Annotated in this window: 21 protein-coding genes; 10 read left to right on the top strand and 11 right to left on the bottom strand. The window is 73.7% G+C overall.

Annotation, left to right across the window (positions count from 1 at the left end; all coding sequences use genetic code 11):
- Positions 1-14: 14 nt before the first annotated feature.
- Positions 15-290, top strand: a complete 276-nt coding sequence (locus IE321_RS28305; protein WP_043227023.1) for a hypothetical protein — start codon at positions 15-17, stop codon at positions 288-290.
- A gap of 63 nt (positions 291-353) precedes the next feature.
- Here IE321_RS28305 and hutH read toward each other — a convergent pair whose 3' ends face one another.
- The 5 genes from hutH to IE321_RS28280 all read right to left on the bottom strand — a co-directional run bounded on the left by hutH (position 354) and on the right by IE321_RS28280 (position 6,172).
- Positions 354-1,895 (bottom strand): histidine ammonia-lyase, encoded by a 1,542-nt coding sequence (gene hutH, locus IE321_RS28300; protein ID WP_043227021.1) that lies wholly within the window; start codon positions 1,893-1,895, stop codon positions 354-356.
- Between the two features lie 79 nt (positions 1,896-1,974).
- Entirely contained in the window at positions 1,975-3,108 is a 1,134-nt protein-coding gene (locus IE321_RS28295) for a GGDEF domain-containing protein (protein WP_190225024.1), read from the bottom strand.
- A gap of 84 nt (positions 3,109-3,192) precedes the next feature.
- Positions 3,193-3,981 carry an enoyl-CoA hydratase/isomerase family protein gene (locus IE321_RS28290; RefSeq protein WP_043227019.1) on the bottom strand — a complete coding sequence of 263 codons (789 nt, stop codon included), beginning with the start codon at positions 3,979-3,981 and terminating at the stop codon, positions 3,193-3,195.
- Between the two features lie 52 nt (positions 3,982-4,033).
- A complete protein-coding gene (locus IE321_RS28285) occupies positions 4,034-5,203 on the bottom strand; it encodes an adenylate/guanylate cyclase domain-containing protein (protein ID WP_043227018.1) in 1,170 nt (389 codons plus the stop codon).
- A 117-nt stretch (positions 5,204-5,320) separates the two neighbouring features.
- The gene (locus IE321_RS28280; protein ID WP_190225022.1) at positions 5,321-6,172 is read right to left on the bottom strand and encodes a biotin--[acetyl-CoA-carboxylase] ligase; all 852 of its coding nucleotides are present in this window, start codon (positions 6,170-6,172) and stop codon (positions 5,321-5,323) included.
- A 134-nt stretch (positions 6,173-6,306) separates the two neighbouring features.
- On the opposite strand from IE321_RS28280, the gene IE321_RS28275 reads away from it, so the two are divergent.
- Positions 6,307-7,911 carry an acyl-CoA carboxylase subunit beta gene (locus IE321_RS28275; protein WP_190225021.1) on the top strand — a complete coding sequence of 535 codons (1,605 nt, stop codon included), beginning with the start codon at positions 6,307-6,309 and terminating at the stop codon, positions 7,909-7,911.
- A gap of 20 nt (positions 7,912-7,931) precedes the next feature.
- Positions 7,932-8,144 (top strand): acyl-CoA carboxylase epsilon subunit, encoded by a 213-nt coding sequence (locus IE321_RS28270; RefSeq protein ID WP_190225020.1) that lies wholly within the window; start codon positions 7,932-7,934, stop codon positions 8,142-8,144.
- A gap of 63 nt (positions 8,145-8,207) precedes the next feature.
- On the opposite strand, the gene IE321_RS28265 is transcribed toward IE321_RS28270, so the two are convergent.
- Complete coding sequence (locus tag IE321_RS28265; RefSeq protein ID WP_190225019.1) at positions 8,208-9,599, bottom strand: MFS transporter; 1,392 nt, start codon at positions 9,597-9,599, stop codon at positions 8,208-8,210.
- 36 nt (positions 9,600-9,635) lie between these two features.
- Here IE321_RS28265 and IE321_RS28260 point away from each other — a divergent pair, with 36 nt between their 5' ends.
- The 3 genes from IE321_RS28260 (at position 9,636) to IE321_RS28255 (ending at position 11,153) form a co-directional block, all read left to right on the top strand.
- A complete protein-coding gene (locus tag IE321_RS28260; protein WP_079022238.1) occupies positions 9,636-10,316 on the top strand; it encodes a TetR/AcrR family transcriptional regulator in 681 nt (226 codons plus the stop codon).
- A gap of 71 nt (positions 10,317-10,387) precedes the next feature.
- Positions 10,388-10,516, top strand: coding sequence for a morphogenic membrane protein MmpB (gene mmpB / locus IE321_RS42910; protein WP_264202424.1), 129 nt, complete (start codon positions 10,388-10,390; stop codon positions 10,514-10,516).
- A gap of 13 nt (positions 10,517-10,529) precedes the next feature.
- Positions 10,530-11,153 (top strand): Maf family protein, encoded by a 624-nt coding sequence (locus IE321_RS28255; protein ID WP_043227012.1) that lies wholly within the window; start codon positions 10,530-10,532, stop codon positions 11,151-11,153.
- Positions 11,154-11,160: 7 nt separating this feature from the next.
- On the opposite strand, the gene IE321_RS28250 is transcribed toward IE321_RS28255, so the two are convergent.
- Positions 11,161-11,598, bottom strand: coding sequence for a hypothetical protein (locus tag IE321_RS28250; RefSeq protein WP_372470189.1), 438 nt, complete (start codon positions 11,596-11,598; stop codon positions 11,161-11,163).
- A 374-nt stretch (positions 11,599-11,972) separates the two neighbouring features.
- Between IE321_RS28250 and IE321_RS28245 the strand changes: the two genes are divergently transcribed.
- Positions 11,973-13,727 carry an acetyl/propionyl/methylcrotonyl-CoA carboxylase subunit alpha gene (locus tag IE321_RS28245; protein WP_043227010.1) on the top strand — a complete coding sequence of 585 codons (1,755 nt, stop codon included), beginning with the start codon at positions 11,973-11,975 and terminating at the stop codon, positions 13,725-13,727.
- Between the two features lie 208 nt (positions 13,728-13,935).
- Here IE321_RS28245 and IE321_RS28240 read toward each other — a convergent pair whose 3' ends face one another.
- Together IE321_RS28240 and IE321_RS28235 are read right to left on the bottom strand one after the other, a co-directional pair.
- A complete protein-coding gene (locus IE321_RS28240; RefSeq protein ID WP_229916572.1) occupies positions 13,936-14,865 on the bottom strand; it encodes a DeoR/GlpR family DNA-binding transcription regulator in 930 nt (309 codons plus the stop codon).
- A 248-nt stretch (positions 14,866-15,113) separates the two neighbouring features.
- Complete coding sequence (locus tag IE321_RS28235) at positions 15,114-16,553, bottom strand: NAD(P)H-quinone dehydrogenase (RefSeq protein WP_043227007.1); 1,440 nt, start codon at positions 16,551-16,553, stop codon at positions 15,114-15,116.
- 231 nt (positions 16,554-16,784) lie between these two features.
- Between IE321_RS28235 and IE321_RS28230 the strand changes: the two genes are divergently transcribed.
- From IE321_RS28230 to IE321_RS28220, 3 genes are all read left to right on the top strand, one after another.
- On the top strand, positions 16,785-17,222 hold the full coding sequence (locus tag IE321_RS28230; protein WP_043227006.1) for a gamma-glutamylcyclotransferase family protein: 438 nt from the start codon (positions 16,785-16,787) through the stop codon (positions 17,220-17,222).
- A 174-nt stretch (positions 17,223-17,396) separates the two neighbouring features.
- Positions 17,397-18,200, top strand: a complete 804-nt coding sequence (locus tag IE321_RS28225; RefSeq protein WP_043227005.1) for a purine-nucleoside phosphorylase — start codon at positions 17,397-17,399, stop codon at positions 18,198-18,200.
- 315 nt (positions 18,201-18,515) lie between these two features.
- Complete coding sequence (locus IE321_RS28220; protein WP_190225016.1) at positions 18,516-20,168, top strand: phospho-sugar mutase; 1,653 nt, start codon at positions 18,516-18,518, stop codon at positions 20,166-20,168.
- Between the two features lie 70 nt (positions 20,169-20,238).
- Here IE321_RS28220 and IE321_RS28215 read toward each other — a convergent pair whose 3' ends face one another.
- Positions 20,239-21,078 carry a phosphate ABC transporter ATP-binding protein gene (locus IE321_RS28215; RefSeq protein WP_190225015.1) on the bottom strand — a complete coding sequence of 280 codons (840 nt, stop codon included), beginning with the start codon at positions 21,076-21,078 and terminating at the stop codon, positions 20,239-20,241.
- Between the two features lie 22 nt (positions 21,079-21,100).
- The gene (locus tag IE321_RS28210; protein ID WP_051843007.1) at positions 21,101-21,976 is read right to left on the bottom strand and encodes a sortase; all 876 of its coding nucleotides are present in this window, start codon (positions 21,974-21,976) and stop codon (positions 21,101-21,103) included.
- Positions 21,977-22,021 lie beyond the last annotated feature (45 nt).

The raw sequence follows: 22,021 nt of genomic DNA, 5'->3' as shown, positions 1-22,021 counted from the left end.
AGAACGAGATCCGCGTGTCCGCCGCCCGACGCCCGCTGCTGACCGCCACCGCGGCGGGGACCCTGTTGTGCGCCCTGTGGTTCGTCCCGTCGGCGAACGCCTTCGACGGTACGACGACCGGGGCGGCGGTGCGGAGCGCGAGCACCGGTCCCGCGGCGCCCGGGGACGGCCGCCTCGCCGAGACCGGGGGGCCCGACACGACCGCGTACGTGCTGGGCGGGACCGGTTTCCTCGGCGTGGGCGCGGGGTTCGTGGCGCTGGCGATGCGGCGGCACGGACGCGCCTCCTGACACCGTCGTACGCCGGAAGGGCCGCCCCCCGGGGGGCGGCCCTTCCGGCGCGTACGGGTCGGGTCAGGCCAGCGGGCCGGTGACCGGCTCGACGGCGGCGACCAGGCGGCCCTCGCGGACGAAGACGTCGGCGGCGGCCAGGTCGGGCGCGAGGAAGCGGTCCGGGCCGGGGCCCTCGACGCCGGCGGCGCGCAGGGCGTCGATGGCGGCCCGCGAGGCGGGGGCCGGGGTGAGGCCGGTCCGCAGCTCGATGCCGCGGGTGGCGGCGTACAGCTCGACGGCGATGATCCGGGCGAGGTTGCCGATCGCGGTGCGCAGCTTGCGGGCGGCGGACCAGCCCATGGAGACGTGGTCCTCCTGCATCGCCGAGGACGGGATGGAGTCGGCGGAGGCCGGGACGGCGAGCCGCTTCATCTCGCTGACCAGGGCGGCCTGGGTGTACTGGGCGATCATGAGGCCCGAGTCGACGCCGGCGTCGTCGGCGAGGAAGGGCGGCAGGCCGTGGCTGCGGTTCTTGTCGAGGAGCCGGTCGGTGCGGCGCTCGGCGATGGAGCCGAGGTCGGCGGCGGCGATGGCGAGGAAGTCGAGGACGTACGCAACGGGGGCGCCGTGGAAGTTGCCGTTGGAGCGGACCTCGCCGTTGCCCAGGACGACCGGGTTGTCGACGGCGGCGGCCAGCTCGCGCTCGGCGACGAGCAGGGCGTGGGCCATGGTGTCGCGGCCGGCGCCGGCGACCTGCGGGGCGCAGCGGATCGAGTAGGCGTCCTGGACGCGGGGGGCCTCGCCGGCCTGGAAGTGGCCGGTCAGGCCGGAGCCCTTGAGGACGGCCAGCATGTTGGCGGCGGAGGCGGCCTGGCCGGGGTGGGGGCGGATGGCGTGCAGCTCGGGTTCGAGGACCTTCTCGGTGCCGAGGAGGGCTTCGAGGGAGAGCGCGGCGGTGACGTCGGCCGACTTGTAGAGGGTGTCGAGGTCGGCGAGGGCCATGACCAGCATGCCGAGCATGCCGTCGGTGCCGTTGAGGAGGGCGAGGCCCTCCTTCTCGCGGAGGACGACGGGCTCGATGCCGGCGGCGGCGAGCAGCTCGCCGGCGGGCCGCACGGTGCCGTCGGGGCCCTCGGCGTCGCCCTCGCCCATGAGCGCGAGGGCGCAGTGGGAGAGCGGGGCGAGGTCGCCGGAGCAGCCGAGGGAGCCGTACTCGTGGACGACCGGGGTGATGCCGGCGTTGAGGACGTCGGCCATGGTCTGCGCGACCTCGGGGCGGACGCCGGTGTGGCCGGAGGCGACGGTCTTGAGCCGCAGGAACATCAGGGCGCGGACGACCTCGCGCTCGACGCGCGGGCCCATGCCGGCGGCGTGCGAGCGGACGATGTTCCGCTGGAGCTGGGTGCGCAGCTCGTGGTCGATGTGCCGGGTGGCGAGGGCGCCGAATCCGGTGGAGACGCCGTAGACGGGCTCGGGCTTGGCGGCGAGGGCGTCGACGACGGCGCGGGAGGCGGCGAGGGCCTCGACGGCGCCGGCCGACAGCTCGACGCGGGCGCCGTGACGGGCGACGGCGATGACGTCCTGCGGGGTCGTGCCGGACGTGCCGAGAACGACTGTCTGCATATCCATATTCAGCACCCTACGGATTGAAGACCGAGCTGTCACTAGGCAATGTGTCACTGGCCCCCACCCGAATGGCCCCTTACGTCTCCGGCGGCGGCTCCACCGTCGGGGCGTCGCGGAAGCGGCGGCGGTCACGGGCGCCGGGCGGGGCGTCGGCGAGGCGGACGACGGTGCCGTCGCGGCCCGCCACGACCGGCTTCGACGAGCGGGCGGCCTTGGCCTGGTACTGGGCCGCGTCGGCGAGGCGGAAGAGGCGCCGGGCGGACTTCAGGGGGCCGATGGGGTCGCCGGTGGAGGCGACGCCGCAGGCGACGCCCTCGCCGAGCTCCAGCTCCCCCGCCCGGACGCACAGCTCCTCCGCCACGGCGACGACCTCGTCCGCCGTCGGGCCGACGGCCAGGAGACAGAACTCGTCGCCGCCGAGGCGGGCGGCGAGGGCGCCGGGCAGCCGGGCGCCGCAGCGCGAGAGGACCGAGCCGAAGCGTTCGAGGAGGCGGTCGCCGACCGCGTGGCCGTGGGTGTCGTTGACGCGCTTGAGGCCGTTGAGGTCGCAGACGACGAGGCTGACGACCGAGCCGTCGGCTCGGTAGCGCTCGATGGCCTGGTCGAGGTGGGAGTCGACCGCCCGGCGGTTGGCGAGGCCGGTGAGCGGGTCGGTGAAGGCGAGCTTGCGGACCTCCTCCAGGCGCTCGGCCTGGGCGATGCCGGCCGCGATGACGGCGGCGAGCACGTTCGCGAAGTCGGCGTCCGCGATGGTGAAAGGTTTCGCCCCGGCGGGCCGGGCCACGTACAGCTCGCCCCAGGCCCGGCCGTGCAGCACGATCGGGGCGACCACGCAGCAGCACCGGCCGCGCCGCCGCAGACCCTCCACGCGGCCGGTGACCCGGGGCGCGTCGGCCGTCTCGATCCAGGCGTGCGGCCCGGCGCCGGTCGCCCACCGCTCGTGCAGGAACTCGGTGATCTCGGGGAACTGGTGCACCGGATACGTCTCCGCGTCCGGGAACTCCTCCTCGCCGACCGCCCGGTCGCCGGCGTTCACCAGGACCCGCAGCCGCCCGTGGTCCCGCTCCCAGACCGACAGGGCGCCGAAGCTCCCGCCGAGCCCGGCGCACGCCCCGAGCGCGGCGGCCCGCCAGAACTCGCGCGGGGTGTGCGCCGCCGCCATCCCCTGCGCCAGCGCCACCACGGCCCGCAGCCGCACGTCCTCTCCCATTCCTCCAGCTTAGGGAGGTTTGATCCGTTTTCCCTTCCGAGACGTCACGGAAAGTTACATTTCATAGAAAACGGGACGATCCGGTCACTCGCCGGGCCACTCCGGCTTCCGCTTCTCGTTGAACGCCGCCACGCCCTCGGCGCGGTCGCCCGAGAAGGCCACCGAGCGCCAGGCCGCGTCCTCGACCTCCAGACCGGCCCGCAGGTCCAGGCCCTGGCCCAGCCGCATCGCCTTCTTCGCGGCGCGCAGCCCGACCGGCGAGTTCGCAGCGATCCGCCCGGCCAGCTCCAGGGCGGCCGCGCGGGCGTCCTCCGCGACCACGTCCACCAGACCCAGCTCGCGCGCCTCGGCGGACTCCACCCGGCGCGCCGTGAAGACCAGCTCGGCGGCGCGCGCGGCGCCCACCCGACGCGGCAGCAGCTGCGTACCGCCGCCGCCGGGGATGACGCCGACGGAGACCTCGGGGAGGCCGACGACGGTGGTCGCGTCGGCGACGATCAGGTCGCAGGCGAGCGCCAGCTCGTAGCCGCCGCCGAGGGCGAAGCCGTGCACGGCCGCCACGGTCGGCATGGGCAGCTCCAGGACGCCGGTGTAGGCCGCGCGGGCGGTGGGCCGCTGGCGGACCAGCTCGGCGTCGGTGAAGGAGTTGCGCTCCTTGAGGTCGGCGCCGACGCAGAAGGCCCGGTCGTTCGAGGAGGTCAGGACGGTGACCCGGACCTCCGGGTCGGCGGCGAGCGCCGCGCAGGCGTCGCCGATGGAGCGGGCCATCGCGGAGGAGACCGCGTTCATCGCCTTGGGCCGGTCGAGGACGAACTCGGCGACGTGCCCCTCCTTGCGGACCAGCACGTACTCGCCAAAACGCTGCTCGGACATCTCCCGCACCCTCCCGGTTAACGACGGTTCACATGGTTCACCGGGAGGGATCTTAGGTCGGACGGCGGTTCAGGAGCCAGGGCTCCACGACGCCGAGGCCGCGGACCGACCGCTGCCACATCGGCTGGAGGGCGAAACGGTACGTCTCCGGGGCCCGGCCCTCCTTCTGGGCGCGGGCCGCCTCCTCCGCCGCCTCGGCCTCGGAGGCGGGCACCTCGCGGGTGCGGGTCAGCTCCTCGGCGAAGGCGCTGTCGACCAGCACGGCGTCCTTCGGCGCTATCGAGGTGAGCCGGCTGGCGAGGTTCACCGTGGTGCCGAAGACGTCGCCCATCCGGGTCGTCACGGTGCCGAAGGCGATGCCGACCCGCAGCGCCGGCATGGTCTCGTCCTGGCTGAGCGTCTCGATCAGCCGCAGCGCGATCTCGGCGGCGATGCCGGCGTCGTCCGCCGCGTACAGCACCTCGTCGCCGAGGGTCTTGATCAGCCGGCCGCCGTGCGCGGCGACCAGGTCGGCGCAGGTGGTCTCGAACGCCTCGACCAGCTCGCCGAGCTCCTCCTCCTCCAGGCGGCGGGTGAGGCGGGTGAAGCCGACGAGGTCGGCGAAGCCGACGGCGAGCCGGCGGTCGACCATCTCCTCGTCGTCGGCGGCCTGCGCGACGCGCCCGGTGGCGGCGGCGAGCTGGCGCCGCCACACGTAGATCAGGAACTCCTCCAGCTCCGGCAGGAGCAGCTCGACCAGCGGGTAGGTGACCTCCGCGCGGGTCATGCCGGGCTCGGGCGGCTCGGTGAGGCCCTCCAGGAAGGAATCGATCTGCCATTCCGCCAGTCGGGCGGTGGTCTGCCCGGTGGAGCGGGCCACCTGCACCGCCATCGGCTCGCTGAGCAGCCCCGCCTCGACGAGGCCGGCGAGCCGCCGCAGGGCGAGCACGTCGGCCTCGGTGAGGGCCTTGGCCTGCCCGATGTCGGCGAAGCCCATGGCGCGCCAGAAGCGGGAGGCCAGCTCCATGGAGACGCCCGCGGTGCGGGCGGCCTGGAAGGGGGTGTAGCGGCGGTCGGCGCCGAGGATGAGCTGTTCGAGGCGGATCGCCAGCGGGTCGTCGCTCGGCTCGGCCGTGTGGTCGACGGCATGGTGGGGGGTGGGGTACGCCGAGGTCTCGGCGGCTTCGGCCGTCCCGGACGGCTCGGGGCGGCCTTCGCCCTCGTTCGCGTCGTCGACGGTCACCGGCCGCCTCCTGCCCGTTCCCTGCCGCTGCCCACTGTCCTGCCGATCTGTTCGCCTGGATCGCGCTCCACGATACGACAGGTGTGGGCTGGCTCACGCCGGAACGGTACGGGGTGCTCAGCCGGTCGCGCGCAGGTGGACGACGTCGCCCGCGCCGACCGCCTCCGTGCCGCCGCCCTCGGTGGCCACGACCAGGCGTCCGTCGCCGTCCAGGGAGACCGCCTCGCCCTCCAGCATCCGCTCCCCCGGCAGGTCGGCGCGGACCCGGCGGCCGAGGGTGGCGCAGCCGGCCTCGTAGGCGGCCCGGACACCGGACGCCTCGGGGTCGCCGTCGGCCCGCACCCAGGCGCCGTACCAGTCGGCGAGGGAGCGCAGGACGGCCCGCAGCAGGGTGTCGCGGTCGGTGGAGACCGCGTCGGCCAGCAGGAGGGAGCCGGCCGTGGGGACGGGCAGCTCCTCGGCGCGCAGCGAGACGTTGACGCCGAGGCCGACGACGACGCCGTCCTCGCCGGCCCGCTCGGCGAGGATCCCGCCGGCCTTCCGCTCCTCGCCGTCCACGGTGACGAGGAGGTCGTTGGGCCACTTGAGGGAGATGTCGGTGCCGGCCGCCTTCACCAGGCCGGTGGCGGCGGCCACGCCGGTGAGCAGCGGCAGCCAGCCGAGCCGGTGCGCGGGCACGTCCGGCTTGAGCAGCACGGAGAGGAAGAGCCCGGAGCGCGCGGGGGCGCTCCAGGTGCGGTCGAGCCGGCCGCGCCCCGAGGTCTGCTCCTCGGCGACGAGCACGGCCCCTTCGGGCAGTTCCGCTGCCCGGGCGGCCAGGTCGGAGTTGGTCGACCCGGTGCTCGTCACCACGTCCAGGGAGCTCCACAGCCCGTCCGGGAGGAGGAGGGCCTGACGCAGCACACGGGCGTTGAGCGGGGGTCGTTCGAGGTCGGACCACGGTCCGCCGGAGGCGTTGGGGGACGTCATGCAAGCCAGAGTAGGTGTGGCAAAGACCGCAGTGCCGAACCGTATCGGCGTCGATACGCTACGGGTCAGTAGGCCAGCAGTAGCCCATTCGCAGTCAACGAACCCCCCGTGACCAGGCAGGGAGCCGCATCCCGATGTCCGAGCCGGCAGAGCAGTACGAGATCGACATTCACACGACCGCGGGCAAGATCGCGGACCTCAGGCGCCGTATCGACGAGGCCACGCACGCCGGCTCGGAGCGCGCGGTGGAGAAGCAGCACGCGAAGGGGAAGCTGACCGCGCGTGAGCGGATCGCCCTGCTGCTCGACGAGGGCTCCTTCGTGGAGCTGGACGAGCTTGCCCGGCACCGCTCGACCAACTTCGGCCTGGAGAAGAACCGGCCGTACGGCGACGGCGTCGTCACCGGCTACGGCACGGTGGACGGCCGTCCGGTGGCCGTGTTCTCGCAGGACTTCACGGTCTTCGGCGGGGCGCTGGGCGAGACGTACGGCCAGAAGATCATCAAGGTGATGGACTTCGCGCTGAAGACCGGCTGCCCGGTCGTCGGCATCAACGACTCCGGCGGCGCCCGCATCCAGGAGGGCGTGAGCGCGCTCGGGATGTACGGCGAGATCTTCCGCCGCAACACCCACGCGTCGGGCGTCATCCCGCAGATCTCGCTGGTCGTGGGCCCCTGCGCGGGCGGCGCGGTGTATTCCCCCGCGATCACCGACTTCACCGTGATGGTGGACCAGACCTCGCACATGTTCATCACGGGTCCGGACGTCATCAAGACGGTGACCGGCGAGGACGTGGGCTTCGAGGAGCTGGGCGGCGCCCGGACGCACAACGCGACCTCGGGCGTGGCGCACCACATGGCGGGTGACGAGAAGGACGCCATCGAGTACGTGAAGCAGCTGCTCTCGTACCTGCCGTCGAACAACCTCTCGGAGGCCCCGGCCTTCCCGGAGACGGCGGAGACCGAGGTGTCGGGCGAGGACCTGGAGCTCGACGCGCTGATCCCGGACTCGGCGAACCAGCCGTACGACATGCACAAGGTGATCGAACACGTCGTGGACGACGGCGAGTTCCTGGAGACCCAGGCGCTCTTCGCGCCGAACATCCTGACCGGCTTCGGCCGGGTGGAGGGCTTCCCGGTCGGCATCGTGGCCAACCAGCCGATGCAGTTCGCCGGCTGTCTGGACATCAACGCCTCCGAGAAGGCCGCGCGGTTCGTGCGCACCTGCGACGCCTTCAACGTCCCGGTGCTGACCTTCGTGGACGTGCCGGGCTTCCTGCCGGGCGTGGACCAGGAGTACGGCGGCATCATCCGGCGCGGCGCGAAGCTGATCTACGCGTACGCCGAGGCGACCGTCCCGCTGATCACGGTCATCACCCGCAAGGCGTTCGGCGGCGCGTACGACGTCATGGGCTCCAAGCACCTGGGCGCCGACCTGAACCTGGCGTGGCCGACGGCGCAGATCGCGGTCATGGGCGCGCAGGGCGCGGTGAACATCCTGCACCGCCGGACGATCGCCGAGGCGGAGGCGGCCGGCGAGGACGTCGAGGCGGTGCGGGCGCGGCTGATCCAGGAGTACGAGGACACCCTGCTCAACCCGTACATCGCGGCCGAGCGCGGGTACGTCGACGGGGTGATCCTGCCGTCGGAGACCCGGGCGCAGGTCGTGAAGGGTCTGCGTCAGCTGCGCACGAAGCGGGAATCCCTGCCTCCGAAGAAGCACGGCAACATCCCGCTCTAGCCCTCGGGAGGGACAGCACGATGATCAAGGTCGTACGAGGCAACCCGACGCCCGAGGAGCTGGCCGCCGCACTGGCGGTGGTCCAGGCCCGGGCCGCGGCCACGGCCATGGCGGCCGGCCAGGGCGGCGGCCCGGCGGTACCGGAGGGCTGGTCGGATCCGTCGCGGATCGCGCGTTCGGTGCGTCCGCGGCCGGGCCCGCGGGCCTGGGCGCGGTCCTACTGGCCGGTCTGACCGGTGTGACACGAGAGAAGGCCGGACCCCGTGTGCGGGGGGTCCGGCCTTCGTCGTGCGCACTCAGCGCCGCCGCAGCAGGAGCGCCGAGGCGAGGGCGGCGGCCAGGACGAGGGCGGCGTTGACGGCGACGGCGCGGGCGATGCCGCCCGGGAGCGTGGCGGCGGTGACCACGACGGCGCTCATCACCGGGGTGCCGAGGGTGATGCCGACCTGCTGGGTCATGGTGGCGATGCCGGTGGCCATGCCCTGCTCGCTGTCGGGCAGACCGGAGGTGGCGGTGACCATGAAGCCGACGATGGCGAGCATGTTGCCGACGCCGCCGGCGAAGGTGGCGGCGAGCAGCAGGCCGTAGGTGCCCCGCTCGTCGCCGATGCCCAGGAGGGCGAGGGTGGCGACGGCCTGGAGGGCCCCGCCGGCGACCAGCGCGGCCCGGGGCGAGAAGCGGCCGAGGAAGCGCGGGGCGAGCAGGCCGCCGAGGACGGTGCCGGCGCCGAGGACGCCGAAGGAGAGGCCGGCGGCGAGCGGGGAGAAGCCGAGGACGTCCTGGAGGTGCAGGGTCATCAGGAAGACCAGAGAGGTCTCGGTGGCGAAGGCGACGAGTCCGGCGAGGTTGCCCCAGACGACGGTGCGGCGCCGCAGGACCCGGAGCGGGACGAGGGGCGCGGCGGAGCGCCGCTCGACGAGGGGGAAGGCGGTCAGCAGGGCGGCGGCCGCGGCGAGCGGCAGCAGGGTGCCGGGGGCGGTCCAGCCGTGCTCGCCGGCGGCGGTGAGGCCGAGGACGAGGGCGAGCAGGCCGCCGGTGACGGTGACGGCGCCGGGCACGTCGAGGCGGGGCCGCTCGGTGGGGCGGCTCTCCTTCAGGACGGCGGGGGCGACGAGGAGGACGGCGAGCGCGACCGGCACGTTGACGAAGAAGGCCCACCGCCAGGAGAGCAGGTCGGTGAGGACGCCGCCGAGGACGGCGCCGGTGGTGAAGCCGGCGGACATCAGGGCGCCGTTGAGGCCGAGGGCCTTGTCGCGGAGCGGCCCCTCGGGGAAGGCGGAGGTGAGCAGGGAGAGCCCCGCGGGGGTGACGGCGGCGGTGGCGAGGCCCTGGGCGACGCGGGCGGCCATCAGGAGCTCGGGGGTGGTGGCGAGGCCGCCCGCGAGGGAGGCGGCGCCGAGGACGGCCATGCCGACGAGGAAGACGCGGCGGCGGCCGAGGAGGTCGGCGAGGCGGCCGAAGAGGAGGGTGAAGCCGGCGGCGGAGAGGGCGAAGGCGGTGGCGATCCACTGGAGGCCGCCGAGGGAGAAGCCGAGTCCTTCGCCGATGACGGGGAGGGCGACGTTCAGGATGGAGAAGTCGACGGCCAGCATGAACTGGGCGACGAGGAGGACGACGAGGACGAGCTTCATCCGTCCGTCCATGCGGACGCCCCCGGCCGGGGCGGGGCGTGTTTCGAGCGCGACCATGACGGGACCCCTTAATGGGAGACTGGTTCCGTTAAGATGAGCGAGACGCTAGCAGACCGCACCGCCTTAACGGAACAGGAGACCCATTTGAACGAGAGCAGCGGGACGCCGGACCCCTCGGCCGCGCCCGGCAGCCGACGCCCCGGAGGCCGCACCGCCAAAGTGCGCCGGGCGGTCCTCGACGCCACCCAGGAGGCCCTCGCCACCGGCGGCTTCCCCACCCTGAACATGGACCAGATCGCGGCCGCCGCCGGCGTCGGCAAGACCACCGTCTACCGCCGCTGGGGCTCCCCCGTCGGCCTGGTCACGGACCTCCTGCACGACATGGCCGAGCAGTCCCGGCCCGCCGCCGACACCGGCAGCCTCGCCGGCGACCTGCGGGCCAACGCCGTCCTCGTGCGGGAGACCCTCACCGACCCGCGGATGGGCGCCGTCTTCCGGGCCGTCATCGCCGCCGCCGCCTGCGACGAGGAGTGCGCCCGGGCGCTGAGCGGCTTCTACCGCACCCGGCTCACCGAATGGGCCCCGGTCGCGGAACGGGCGCTGGCCCGCGGCGAACTGCCCGCCGGCACCGACCCAGTGGAGCTGCTGCGGGCCGTCTCCGCGCCGCTCTACTACCGCTTCTCCGTCACGCACGAGGAGCTGGGCGCCGCCGACGCCGAGCGGGCCGTCACGGCCGCCCTGGCCGCCGCCGCGGCGGGCGCGTACACCGCCTGAGGGGGTTTCCGGGAGCGCTTGAGTATCCGTACTCAGGCGCCCCGGCCGCTCCACCCCGCACCATCGGGAACATGCTGTGGTCCGACCCCGAGAACAAGCCTCCGAAGTTCCTGCGCGAGGCCCAGGAGATGCTGCGCCGGTCGGGCGTGATCCTGGCGCTGGCCATGGTCGTCCTGATGCTCGTGACGGGCTCGCGCTGAGTACGCTGCCCCCATGACTGCTGATCGCCCGGGCGGCACGCCCCGCCGCCTCGTCCTCGCCTCCGCCTCCCCCGCCCGGCTCGGTCTGCTCCGCCAGGCCGGCCTCGCGCCCGAGGTGATCGTCAGCGGGGTCGACGAGGACAAGGTCCACGCCCCGACCCCGGCCGAGCTGGCCCTGTCGCTGGCGGAGGCCAAGGCGGCGCACGTGGCGGCCCGCCCGGAGGCGAGCGGCGCGCTGGTGATCGGCTGCGACTCGGTCCTGGAACTGGACGGCCGGGCGCTCGGCAAGCCCGCCGACGCCGCCGAGGCCACCGCCCGCTGGCAGCAGATGCGGGGCCGCGTCGGCATCCTCCAGACCGGCCACTGCGTCTACGACACGGCGGCCAAGCGCTACGAGTCGGCGACCGCCTCGACGGTGGTGCGCTTCGGCGAGCCGACGGACGCGGAGATCGCGGCGTACGTGGCGAGCGGCGAACCGCTGCACGTGGCGGGCGCCTTCACCCTGGACGGCCGCTCGGCCCCGTTCATCGAGGGCATCGACGGCGACCCGGGCAACGTGATCGGCCTGTCGCTGCCGCTGCTGCGCCGGCTCCTCGCGAAGCTGGACGTGGGGATCACCGAGCTCTGGACCGCCTGAGCCCGCGTCACGCCTCGGCGGGCTCCGGGGCCTTGACGGGCGCCGGGGCCCCGGGCTCCTTGTCGTACATCACCAGGGTGAGCACGACGAGGGCGACGACGGCCATCAGGACGGCGAAGGCGGTCCAGCCGACCAGCGCGGCGGCGACCGCGCCGAGCAGCCCGTGGACGACCGCGCAGCCGATCAGCAGGCCCCGCCCGAGGCGGCCGGGCCGGCGGTCGCGGATCCCCGTGACGAGCGCGGCGAGGGCGCAGAACAGCAGGGCGACGCCGGACCCGATGCCGAGCGCCCAGGTGCCGGTGACCATGTGGTCGGGGTCGAGTCCGTCGAGCGACATCGACTGGACCTCGACGAACTTGGCCATGACCGCGTTGAGCCCGACGATGGCGGGCGCCTCCACGAGGAGCACGGCGGCCGTGACGAAGGCGATCGGTCTGCGGGCCACCTCGGCCACCCCCTGAATGCGGCTGTTACCGACAGTACGGTCGACAGCGCGAAGGCTACTGGCCGGTAAACGTCCGGACAAGGGTTCGTGCGCCATGGCCGAAGGGCGACGTTCCGGCAAAGAATCACTGCGCCATTCGTAGGGACTCCACAAAGAAACCCGAACGGCGACTGGCTCCACGAACAGAGACCTGCGCCACACCTCGGAGCTACTGTGCCGTAAAGGAACCCTGCGTACCGTGGTGCGACAAGGGATTTCACGACCCGAGCGAGCCTCGATCGACACTCCGTGTGGGCAAGCTCACTATTGGGGACGGGGCGAGGGGCCGTGTCGGCAGTCCCTAAACTCAGCTTGATCTCAAGGAGGGAGCCATCGTGCGCAAGGTGCTCATCGCCAACCGTGGCGAAATCGCAGTTCGTGTCGCCCGTGCGTGCCGGGATGCCGGGATCGCCAGCGTAGCCGTCTACGCGGACCCGGACCGGGACGCTCTGCACGTCCGCGCGGCCGACGAGGCGTTCGCCCTGGGCGGTGACACCCCGGCCACCAGCTACCTGGACATGGCCAAGGTGCTCCAGGCCGCGAAGGACGCCGACGCGGACGCGATCCACCCCGGCTACGGCTTCCTCTCCGAGAACGCGGAGTTCGCCCAGGCCGTGATCGACGCCGGTCTCACCTGGATCGGCCCGCCGCCGCAGGCGATCCGCGACCTCGGCGACAAGGTGGCCGCCCGCCACATCGCCCAGCGCGCCGGCGCCCCGCTCGTCGCGGGCACCCCGGACCCGGTCTCGGGCGCGGACGAGGTCGTCGCCTTCGCCGAGGAGCACGGCCTGCCGATCGCCATCAAGGCGGCCTTCGGCGGCGGCGGCCGCGGCCTCAAGGTCGCCCGCACCCTCGAAGAGGTGCCGGAGCTCTACGACTCCGCCGTCCGCGAGGCCGTCGCCGCCTTCGGCCGCGGCGAGTGCTTCGTCGAGCGCTACCTGGACAAGCCGCGCCACGTCGAGACCCAGTGCCTCGCCGACCAGCACGGCAACGTGGTCGTGGTCTCCACCCGCGACTGCTCGCTCCAGCGCCGCCACCAAAAGCTCGTCGAGGAGGCGCCCGCGCCGTTCCTGACGGACGAGCAGAACGCGCAGCTGTACGCGGCGTCGAAGGCGATCCTGAAGGAGGCCGGCTACGTCGGCGCCGGCACGGTCGAGTTCCTCGTCGGCATGGACGGCACGATCTCCTTCCTGGAGGTCAACACCCGTCTGCAGGTGGAGCACCCGGTCACCGAGGAGGTCACCGGCATCGACCTGGTCCGCGAGATGTTCCGGATCGCCGACGGCGAGGAGCTCGGTTACGGCGACCCGGCCATGCGCGGTCACTCCTTCGAGTTCCGCATCAACGGCGAGGACCCGGGGCGCAACTTCCTGCCGGCCCCCGGCACGGTCACCCTCTTCCAGCCGCCGACCGGCCCGGGCGTCCGCCTGGACGCGGGCGTCGAGTCCGGCTCGGTCATCGGCCCGGCCTGGGACTCGCTGCTCGCGAAGCTGATCGTCACCGGCGCCACCCGTGAGCAGGCGCTCCAGCGCGCCGCCCGCGCGCTCGCCGAGTTCAAGGTAGAGGGCATGGCCACGGCCATCCCGTTCCACCAGGCCGTCGTGGTCGACCCGGCGTTCACCGCCGACCCGTTCCGCGTCCACACCCGGTGGATCGAGACGGAGTTCGTCAACGAGATCAAGCCGTTCGCCCCGGCCGGTGCCGACGCGGAGGACGACGAGGCCGGCCGCGAGACCATCGTGGTCGAGGTCGGCGGCAAGCGCCTGGAGGTCTCCCTCCCGTCGAGCCTGGGCATGACCCTGGCCCGCACGGGTCTGGCCGCCGGCGCCAAGCCGAAGCGCCGCGCCGCGAAGAAGTCCGGCCCGACCGCCTCGGGCGACACCCTCGCCTCGCCCATGCAGGGCACGATCGTGAAGGTCGCGGTCGAGGAGGGCCAGGAGGTCAAGGAGGGCGATCTGATCGTCGTCCTGGAGGCCATGAAGATGGAGCAGCCGCTCAACGCGCACAAGTCCGGCACCGTCACGGGCCTGAGCGCCGAGGTCGGCGCGTCGGTGACGTCCGGCGCCGGCATCTGCGAGATCAAGGCCTGACGGCCCGTCCGATCGCACCGAAGGGCCCGCAGGCAGCCGCCTGGGGGCCCTTCGCCGTATCCGGCGGAAGGGGCGGCGGCTCACTGCGTCGGGGTCGTACGGATGGTGCGGGTCGCGCGGGTGCTGCGGAGGGTGCGGGTCCTGCCGGTCGTACGGGCCCCGGGGCGTGTCGGCCGGAGCGGGGTCGTACGGGGCGGGGCGGGGGGGGTCAGCGGCGGCGGAGGTCCGCCACGCGGGCCGTGCGCTCCAGGGGTTCCGCGCCGAGGCCACCGGGGCCGGGGCCGCGGAACTGTCCGCCGGGCATCCTGCCGCCGCGCTGCACGGGCAGCGGCACGTCCCGGCGGCCCCGGACGCCCGGGGGCAGCTGCTCGGCGGCGGGGACGCCGCCCTGCCCGGTGCCGGCCACCGCGATCTGCACGCCCTGGTCGGCCAGGGCCTGGAGCTCGGTGGCGGCCCGCTCGTCGTGCGGCGGGGGCTCGTCGGTGACCAGGCGGGTGATCACGTCCGTCGGCACCGTCTGGAACATGGTGTCGGTGCCGAGCTTGGTGTGGTCGGCGAGGACCACGACCTCGGCCGCCGCCTGCACCAGCGCCCGGTCCACGCTCGCGGAGAGCATGTTGGACGTGGAGAGGCCGCGCTCGGCGGTGAGCCCGCTGCCGGAGAGGAAGGCGCGGGAGACGCGCAGCCCCTGGAGCGACTGCTCGGCCCCGCTGCCCACCAGGGCGTAGTTGGAGCCGCGCAGGGTGCCGCCGGTCATGACGACCTCCACCCGGTTGGCGTGCGCCAGGGCCTGGGCGACGAGCAGCGAGTTGGTGACCACGGTGAGGCCGGGCACCCGGGCGAGCCGGCGGGCCAGCTCCTGGGTGGTGGTCCCGGCGCCGACGACGATGGCCTCGCCCTCTTCGACGAGGCTCGCGGCGACGTCGGCGATGGCCGTCTTCTCGGCGGTCGCGAGATGGGATTTCTGCGGGAAGCCGGATTCTCGCGTGAATCCGCCCGGCAACACCGCACCGCCGTGCCGGCGGTCGAGGAGTCCTTCTGCCTCCAGGGCCCGTACGTCGCGGCGCACGGTCACTTCGGAGGTCTGGACGACGCGGGCGAGCTCGCGGAGCGACACGGCCCCATTGGCTCGCACCATTTCGAGGATCAACTGGCGACGTTCTGCAGCGAACACGAAACTGACAGTAACGTGCGGCGCGGATGCTTTTCAGCACTATGGGCCGGATTGCGGAAGATACACACAGGCGGGGCTCCCAAGTGGTATGGGGAGCCCCGCCATTGATCCGTTTTGTGCCTGGACTATGCCCCGTCTTGCCGGGGGTTGTCCGAGTCGGCGAACCGTTCCCGCAGGCGGGGGCGGTGATCGCCGCCCCCGGCGCCGGAAGGTCAGCCCTCGCCCGAGGTCTTTCGGGTGTGCAACTGCCGTGCCACTTCCGCGATCGAGCCCGACAGGGAGGGGTACACGGTGAAAGCATTTGCGATCTGTTCGACCGTCAGATTGTTGTCGACCGCGATCGAGATCGGGTGGATCAGCTCGCTCGCCCGGGGGGCGACGACACAGCCGCCGACCACGATGCCGGTGCCGGGACGGCAGAAGATCTTGACGAAGCCGTCCCGGATGCCCTGCATCTTCGCGCGGGGGTTGCGCAGCAGCGGCAGCTTGACGACCCGGGCGTCGATCTTGCCCGCGTCCACGTCCGCCTGGGTGTAGCCGACGGTGGCGATCTCGGGGTCGGTGAAGACGTTCGACGAGACCGTCTTCAGGTTGAGCGGGGCCACCGCGTCGCCGAGGAAGTGGTACATCGCGATCCGGCCCTGCATGGCGGCGACCGAGGCGAGCGCGAAGACGCCGGTGACGTCGCCGGCCGCGTAGACGCCGGGGGCGGAGGTGCGGGAGACCTTGTCGGTCCAGATGTGGCCGGAGTCCTTGAGCCGGACGCCGGCCTCCTCCAGGCCCATCCCGGCGCTGTTCGGGATCGCGCCGACGGCCATCAGGCAGTGGGTGCCGGAGATGACCCGGCCGTCCGAGAGGGTGACCTCGACCCGGTCGCCGACCCGCTTGGCGGACTCGGCGCGGGAGCGGGCCATGACGTTCATGCCGCGGCGCCGGAAGACGTCCTCCAGGACGGCGGCGGCGTCCGGGTCCTCGCCCGGCAGCACGCGGTCGCGGCTGGACACCAGGGTGACGCGGGACCCGAGGGCCTGGTAGGCGCCGGCGAACTCGGCGCCGGTCACACCGGAACCGACGACGATGAGCTCCTCCGGGAGCTCCTTCAGGTCGTAGACCTGCGTCCAGTTCAGGATCCGCTCGCCGTCCGGCTGGGCGTCGGCCAGCTCGCGCGGGTGGCCTCCGGTCGCGATCAGCACGGCGTCGGCGGTCAGCGTCTCCTCGGTGCCGTCGGCCGCCGTCACGATCACCTGACGGGAGCCGTCGACGGCCTGCCGGCCGGAGAGCCGGCCGCGGCCGCGCAGCACCCGGGCGCCCGCGCGGGTGACGGAGGCGGTGATGTCGTGCGACTGGGCGAGCGCGAGCCGCTTCACCCGTCGGTTGACCTTGCCGAGGTCCACGCCGACCACGCGGGCGGACTGCTCGATGTGCGGGGTGTCGTCGGCGACGATGATGCCCAGCTCCTCGTAGGAGGAGTCGAAGGTGGTCATCACCTCCGCGGTGGCGATCAGGGTCTTGGAGGGAACGCAGTCGGTCAGGACGGACGCGCCGCCGAGGCCGTCGCAGTCGACGACGGTCACCTCCGCGCCGAGTTGGGCGCCCACCAGGGCCGCCTCGTATCCGCCGGGTCCGCCGCCGATGATCACGATCCGGGTCACTGGGATCTACGCCTCGCGCTCTCGTTCTGCCGGGGGTGTGCGGCCCCCGCTGGGCTGCAGTGCGTACGCCATTGTCCCGCACGCTTCAAGTGCGTACCCCATTGTCCCGTACGGGACGGACTCCCTCGCGCCGGGGCCGGAAAATCCCCGCCCGGCCGCGGCGGAAGCCTCCGTACGGCCCCCACCTCGGGGTTCGCCGGACACCCCCGTCCCTCCCGTACCCTCGGACCCATGTCGCTCTACGCCGCGTACGCCGGCAACCTCGACCCGCGGCTCATGACCCGCCGCGCCCCGCACTCCCCGCTGCGCGGCACCGGCTGGCTCAACGGCTGGCGGCTCACCTTCGGCGGGGAGCAGATGGGCTGGGAGGGGGCGCTCGCCACGCTGGTGGAGGCGCCGCGCCAGCAGGTCTTCGTGGCGCTGTACGACATCGCCCCCATGGACGAGGACTCCATGGACCGCTGGGAGGGCGTCGGGCTCGACATCTACCGGCGGATGCGGGTGCGGGTGCACACCCTCGACGGCGAGGAGCCGGCCTGGGTCTACGTGCTCAACGCGTACGAGGGCGGCCTGCCGTCCGCGCGCTATCTCGGCGAGGTCGCCGACGCGGCGGAGTCGGCGGGGGCGCCGCACGACTACGTGATGGAGATCCGCAAGCGGCCCTGCTGAGGCCATGCCCCGATCCGCGCCGCGGGTGCTTTCGTGGGAAACGACAAGACAACGATCGCATGTCCGTCCGCGCCGTCATCTACGCGCGTAGGAATTATCCGGCTAGGCTTCTTCGCGAATGAATTCCGTCCGGGGCCACCTCCCTCGGACCCCCTCCCCGAGGCGAGAGAGCCAGTGAACGCTACTGCCACCCCGTACGAGGCCGCCGAGGCCGCAGCCGCGCGACTGCGCGAGCTGACCGGAGTCGAGAACCACGACGTCGCCCTGGTCATGGGCTCGGGCTGGGCCCCGGCCGTGGACGCCCTGGGCGCCCCCGAGGCCGAGTTCCCCGTCACCGAGCTCCCGGGCTTCCCGCCGCCGGCCGTCGAGGGCCACGGCGGCAAGATCCGCTCGTACAAGATCGGCGAGAAGCACGTCCTGGTCTTCCTCGGCCGCACCCACTTCTACGAGGGCCGCGGAGTCGCCTCCGTCGCGCACGGCGTCCGCACGGCCGTCGCCGCCGGCGTGAAGACCGTCGTCCTCACCAACGGCTGCGGCGGCCTGCGCGAGGGCATGCGCCCCGGCCAGCCGGTCCTCATCAGCGACCACATCAACCTGACGGCCGCCTCGCCGATCGTCGGCGCGAACTTCGTCGACCTCACCGACCTGTACTCGCCGCGGCTGCGCGCGCTGTGCAAGGAGGTCGACGAGACGCTGGAGGAGGGCGTGTACGTCCAGTTCCCCGGCCCGCACTACGAGACCCCCGCCGAGATCAACATGGTCCGCGTCATGGGCGGCGACCTCGTCGGCATGTCCACCGTCCTGGAGGCCATCGCCGCGCGCGAGGCCGGCGCGGAGGTCCTCGGCATCTCCCTCGTCACCAACCTCGCCGCGGGGCTCTCGGGCGAGCCGCTGAACCACGAGGAGGTGCTCCAGGCGGGGCGCGACTCGGCGGCGCGGATGGGTGAACTGCTGACTCGGGTGCTGGACCGGATCTGACGTTCCGCACCGCTCGGCCCCAGGGGGCCGCCGGGCCTCGGGCCGCTGCGCGGGGCTCCTCCCCCACCCCGCCCCTTCCCGAGACCGGGCTCCGCCCCGGACCCCGGTCCTCAGACGCCGGACGGGCTGGAGTCAGCCCGTCCGGCGTTCCAGGACGCGGCCGAAGGCCGTACGGGGGCCGGGGGCCCGCCCCCGGTTTCGGGAAGGGGCGGGGCGGGGGAAGGCTCCGCGCAGCGGACCCCCGCGCCCCGCCCACCCGCACCTTCGCCCCCACCACCCCCTCCTCCCCCGCCCGCACACGAAAGGCGCACCACCGTGACGCAGGACGAACTCCTCGCCCGGGCCCAGGCCTGGCTCGCCGAGGACCCCGACAGCGAGACGCGCGACGAACTCGCAGCGCTGATCGAGAACGGCGACGCCGACGAGCTGACCGTCCGCTTCGCCGGGACGCTGCAGTTCGGCACCGCCGGACTCCGGGGGGAGCTGGGCGCCGGACCCATGCGGATGAACCGGGCCGTGGTGATCCGGGCCGCCGCCGGCCTCGCCGCGTACCTCAAGGCGCAGGGGCAGGCCGGCGGGCTGGTCGTCATCGGCTACGACGCCCGCTACAAGTCCGAGGACTTCGCCCGGGACACCGCCGCCGTGATGACGGGCGCCGGGCTGCGCGCCGCGCTGCTGCCGCGCCCGCTGCCGACGCCGGTCCTCGCGTACGCCATAAGGCACCTGGGCGCGGTCGCCGGCGTCGAGGTGACGGCGAGCCACAACCCGCCGCGCGACAACGGCTACAAGGTGTACCTGGGCGACGGCTCGCAGATCGTGCCCCCGGCGGACGCCGGGATCGCGGCCGAGATCGACGCCGTGCGGGCGCTGGCGGACGTGCCGCGCCCGGACGGCGGCTGGGAGGTGCTCGGCGAGGAGGTCCTGGAGGCGTACCTGGCCCGGACCGACGCCGTCCTGGCCCCCGGTTCGCCCCGGGGCGCGCGGACCGTCTACACCGCGATGCACGGCGTCGGGAAGGACGTCCTGACGGCGGCCTTCGCCCGGCACGGCTTCCCGCCGCCGGCGCTCGTCGCCGCCCAGGCCGAGCCGGACCCGGCGTTCCCGACCGTCGCCTTCCCGAACCCCGAGGAGCCGGGGGCGATGGACCTCGCCTTCGAGGCGGCCCGGGCCGTGGACCCCGACCTGGTCATCGCCAACGACCCGGACGCCGACCGCTGCGCCGTGGCCGTGCCGGACGCGTCCGTCGAGGGCGGCTGGCGGATGCTCCGCGGCGACGAGGTCGGCGCGCTGCTCGCCGCCCACCTGGTGCACAAGGGGGCGCGGGGCGTCTTCGCCGAGTCGATCGTGTCGTCCTCGCTGCTCGGCCGGATCGCGGAGGCCGCCGGGGTCGGGTACGAGGAGACGCTGACCGGCTTCAAGTGGATCGCGCGCGTCGAGGGGCTGCGGTACGGCTACGAGGAGGCGCTCGGCTACTGCGTGGACCCGGAGGGCGTCCGCGACAAGGACGGCATCACGGCGGCGCTGCTCGTCGCCGAGCTGGCCTCGGAGCTGAAGGAGCGGGACCGGACGCTGACGGACCTGCTCGACGACCTGGCGGTCGCGCACGGGCTGCACGCCACCGACCAGCTGTCGGTGCGGGTGGAGGACCTGGGCGTCATCGCGAACGCGATGGCCGCCCTGCGCGAGACCCCGCCGGTGCGGCTCGCGGGCCTGACCGTGGTGTCGGCGGAGGACCTGACCAGGGGCACGGAGTCGCTGCCGCCGACGGACGGCCTGCGCTACCACCTGGACGGCGACTTCAAGGCGCGGGTGATCGTCCGCCCGTCGGGCACGGAGCCCAAGCTGAAGTGCTACCTGGAGGTCGTGGTTCCGGTCGCCGACGCGAGCGGCCTGGCTGCGGCGCGGGCCACCGGCGCCGAGGTGCTCGGCGCGCTGAAGAAGGACCTGGCGGCGGCCGCGGGGCTGTGACCGGGACGTGAGGGGGAAGGGCCGGTACGGGTGTTCCGTACCGGCCCTTCCGCGTGCCGCCGCCGGGCTCTCACCCGAAGCGGCCGCTGACGTAGTCCTCGGTGCGGGGGTCGGCCGGGGAGCCGAACATCGTCTCCGTGGGGCCGTGCTCGACGATGACGCCGGGGGTGCCCTGCTCGGCGAGGAAGAAGGCGCAGGAGTCGGAGACCCGGGCGGCCTGCTGCATGTTGTGGGTGACGATGACGATCGTCACCTCGGACTTGAGGTCGGCGATGGTCTCCTCGACCCGGCGGGTGGAGGTCGGATCGAGGGCCGAGCAGGGCTCGTCCATGAGGAGCACGCGGGGGCGGACGGCGAGCGCGCGGGCGATGCAGAGGCGCTGCTGCTGGCCGCCGGAGAGGGCGCCGCCGGGCTGTCGGAGCCGGTCCCTGACCTCGTTCCAGAGGCCGGCGCGGGTCAGGCACTCCTCGACGAGGGCGTCCTTCTCGTCCCGGCCGGCGCGGACGCCGCCGAGCTTGAGGCCGGCGAGCACGTTCTCGTACAGGGACATCGCGGGGAAGGGGTTGGGCTTCTGGAAGACCATGCCGATCTCGCGGCGGGCGTGGGTGATGCGGCGGCCGCGGTCGTAGATGTCGGCGCCGTCGAGGAGGACGCGGCCCGACAGGGCGGCGGAGCCGATGAGTTCGTGCATCCGGTTGAGGATGCGCAGGAAGGTGGACTTGCCGCAGCCGGAGGGGCCGATGAGGGCGGTCACCTCGTGGGCGGGCATGGCGAGCGAGACCCGGTCGAGGACCTTGCGGTCGCCGAACCAGGCGGAGACGGCCTCGGCTTCGAGCGCGCCGGCGCGACCCGCCGGGGGCTTCGCGGCGGGGACGGGCGGCAGGACGGCGGTGTCGGCGAGATCGGTCATGCGGTCATCAGCTCCACGGCTTTCAGAGGAGGTTGGGGAGGAGTCGGGTCAGTTCGCCGGAGACGAGGACGCCGAGTGCGACCAGCACCGGGGTGGCGGCGATCCAGGTCTGGCGGGGGCCCCAGCGGCGGCGGGCGGCGACGGTGAGGACGGCCGCCACGAGGAGGGCCTGGGCGCCGAGGAAGATCTTCGGCCAGGCCGCCGGGTCGCCCGCGAGCGGCTTCTCGGCGTCGGTGATCCAGCCGGGCCGCAGCGGCCGGGCGGGGCTGGGCCGGACGTCGGAGAGCAGTTTCGCGTCGACGAAGAGGAAGTCCTCCGGGGTGTACGCGCCGCCGTCGGCCGTGACCAGGGTCAGCCGGCCCTCGCCCTCGCGGGCGGCGGCGGGCTTCGGATCGCCGGGCCGGCGGACGCCCGTCACCTCGTAGACGGCCTCGCCCTGGCCGGTCGTCACCTCGACGCGGGCGCCGGGCGGCAGCCGGTGCAGGTCGTTGAAGGGACTGCCGTAGCCCCACTGGCGGCCCATGACGACGGCCGTGCCGGCCTGGCCGGGCAGGGGGGTGTCCCGGCGGTGCCCGGGGCCCGACATGAGCACCTGCGAGGTGGTGCCCTCGGCGACGACCTCGCGCAGCCCGAGGACCGGGACGCGGAGCAGGGCGACGGGGGCGCCGGGCGCGACCGCCCTGCCGTCGTAGGTCGTCTGCCCCACCGGTGCGGTGCCGAGGGCGAGTTGCTCGCGCAGCTCGTCGTAGGCGGTGGACTGGTCGCGGGCGTGCTGGAGGTGTCCGAGGACGGTGAGGTTGGCGGCGAAGCCGATGAGGAGCGCGGCGAGCACGCACAGCGCCGCCCCGGCCGGGCCGAGCCCGGCGCGGGGGGCGGCGGGAGCCGGTGCGGTGGTCACGGCCGGGCGCCCGCCTCGCGCCGGCGGACCTGGATGACGGCCGCG

The sequence above is a fragment of the Streptomyces hydrogenans genome, assembly GCF_014656075.1.
GTDB classification, from domain to species: Bacteria; Actinomycetota; Actinomycetes; order Streptomycetales; family Streptomycetaceae; genus Streptomyces; species Streptomyces hydrogenans.
This window is presented reverse-complemented; position numbering and strand designations above follow the sequence as displayed.

Excerpts from the sequence above, each read along its gene's own strand:
- IE321_RS28230 (WP_043227006.1), top strand. The coding sequence starts at position 16,785 with ATGTCGCTCTACGCCGCGTACGCCGGCAACCTCGACCCGCGGCTCATG.
- IE321_RS28280 (WP_190225022.1), bottom strand. The coding sequence starts at position 6,172 with ATGACGTCCCCCAACGCCTCCGGCGGACCGTGGTCCGACCTCGAACGA.
- IE321_RS28255 (WP_043227012.1), top strand. The coding sequence starts at position 10,530 with ATGACTGCTGATCGCCCGGGCGGCACGCCCCGCCGCCTCGTCCTCGCC.
- IE321_RS28270 (WP_190225020.1), top strand. The coding sequence starts at position 7,932 with ATGATCAAGGTCGTACGAGGCAACCCGACGCCCGAGGAGCTGGCCGCC.
- IE321_RS28215 (WP_190225015.1), bottom strand. The coding sequence starts at position 21,078 with ATGACCGATCTCGCCGACACCGCCGTCCTGCCGCCCGTCCCCGCCGCG.
- IE321_RS28240 (WP_229916572.1), bottom strand. The coding sequence starts at position 14,865 with ATGGTGCGAGCCAATGGGGCCGTGTCGCTCCGCGAGCTCGCCCGCGTC.
- IE321_RS28265 (WP_190225019.1), bottom strand. The coding sequence starts at position 9,599 with ATGGTCGCGCTCGAAACACGCCCCGCCCCGGCCGGGGGCGTCCGCATG.
- IE321_RS28260 (WP_079022238.1), top strand. The coding sequence starts at position 9,636 with ATGAGCGAGACGCTAGCAGACCGCACCGCCTTAACGGAACAGGAGACC.
- hutH (WP_043227021.1), bottom strand. The coding sequence starts at position 1,895 with ATGCAGACAGTCGTTCTCGGCACGTCCGGCACGACCCCGCAGGACGTC.
- IE321_RS28295 (WP_190225024.1), bottom strand. The coding sequence starts at position 3,108 with ATGGGAGAGGACGTGCGGCTGCGGGCCGTGGTGGCGCTGGCGCAGGGG.
- mmpB (WP_264202424.1), top strand. The coding sequence starts at position 10,388 with ATGCTGTGGTCCGACCCCGAGAACAAGCCTCCGAAGTTCCTGCGCGAG.
- IE321_RS28290 (WP_043227019.1), bottom strand. The coding sequence starts at position 3,981 with ATGTCCGAGCAGCGTTTTGGCGAGTACGTGCTGGTCCGCAAGGAGGGG.
- IE321_RS28275 (WP_190225021.1), top strand. The coding sequence starts at position 6,307 with ATGTCCGAGCCGGCAGAGCAGTACGAGATCGACATTCACACGACCGCG.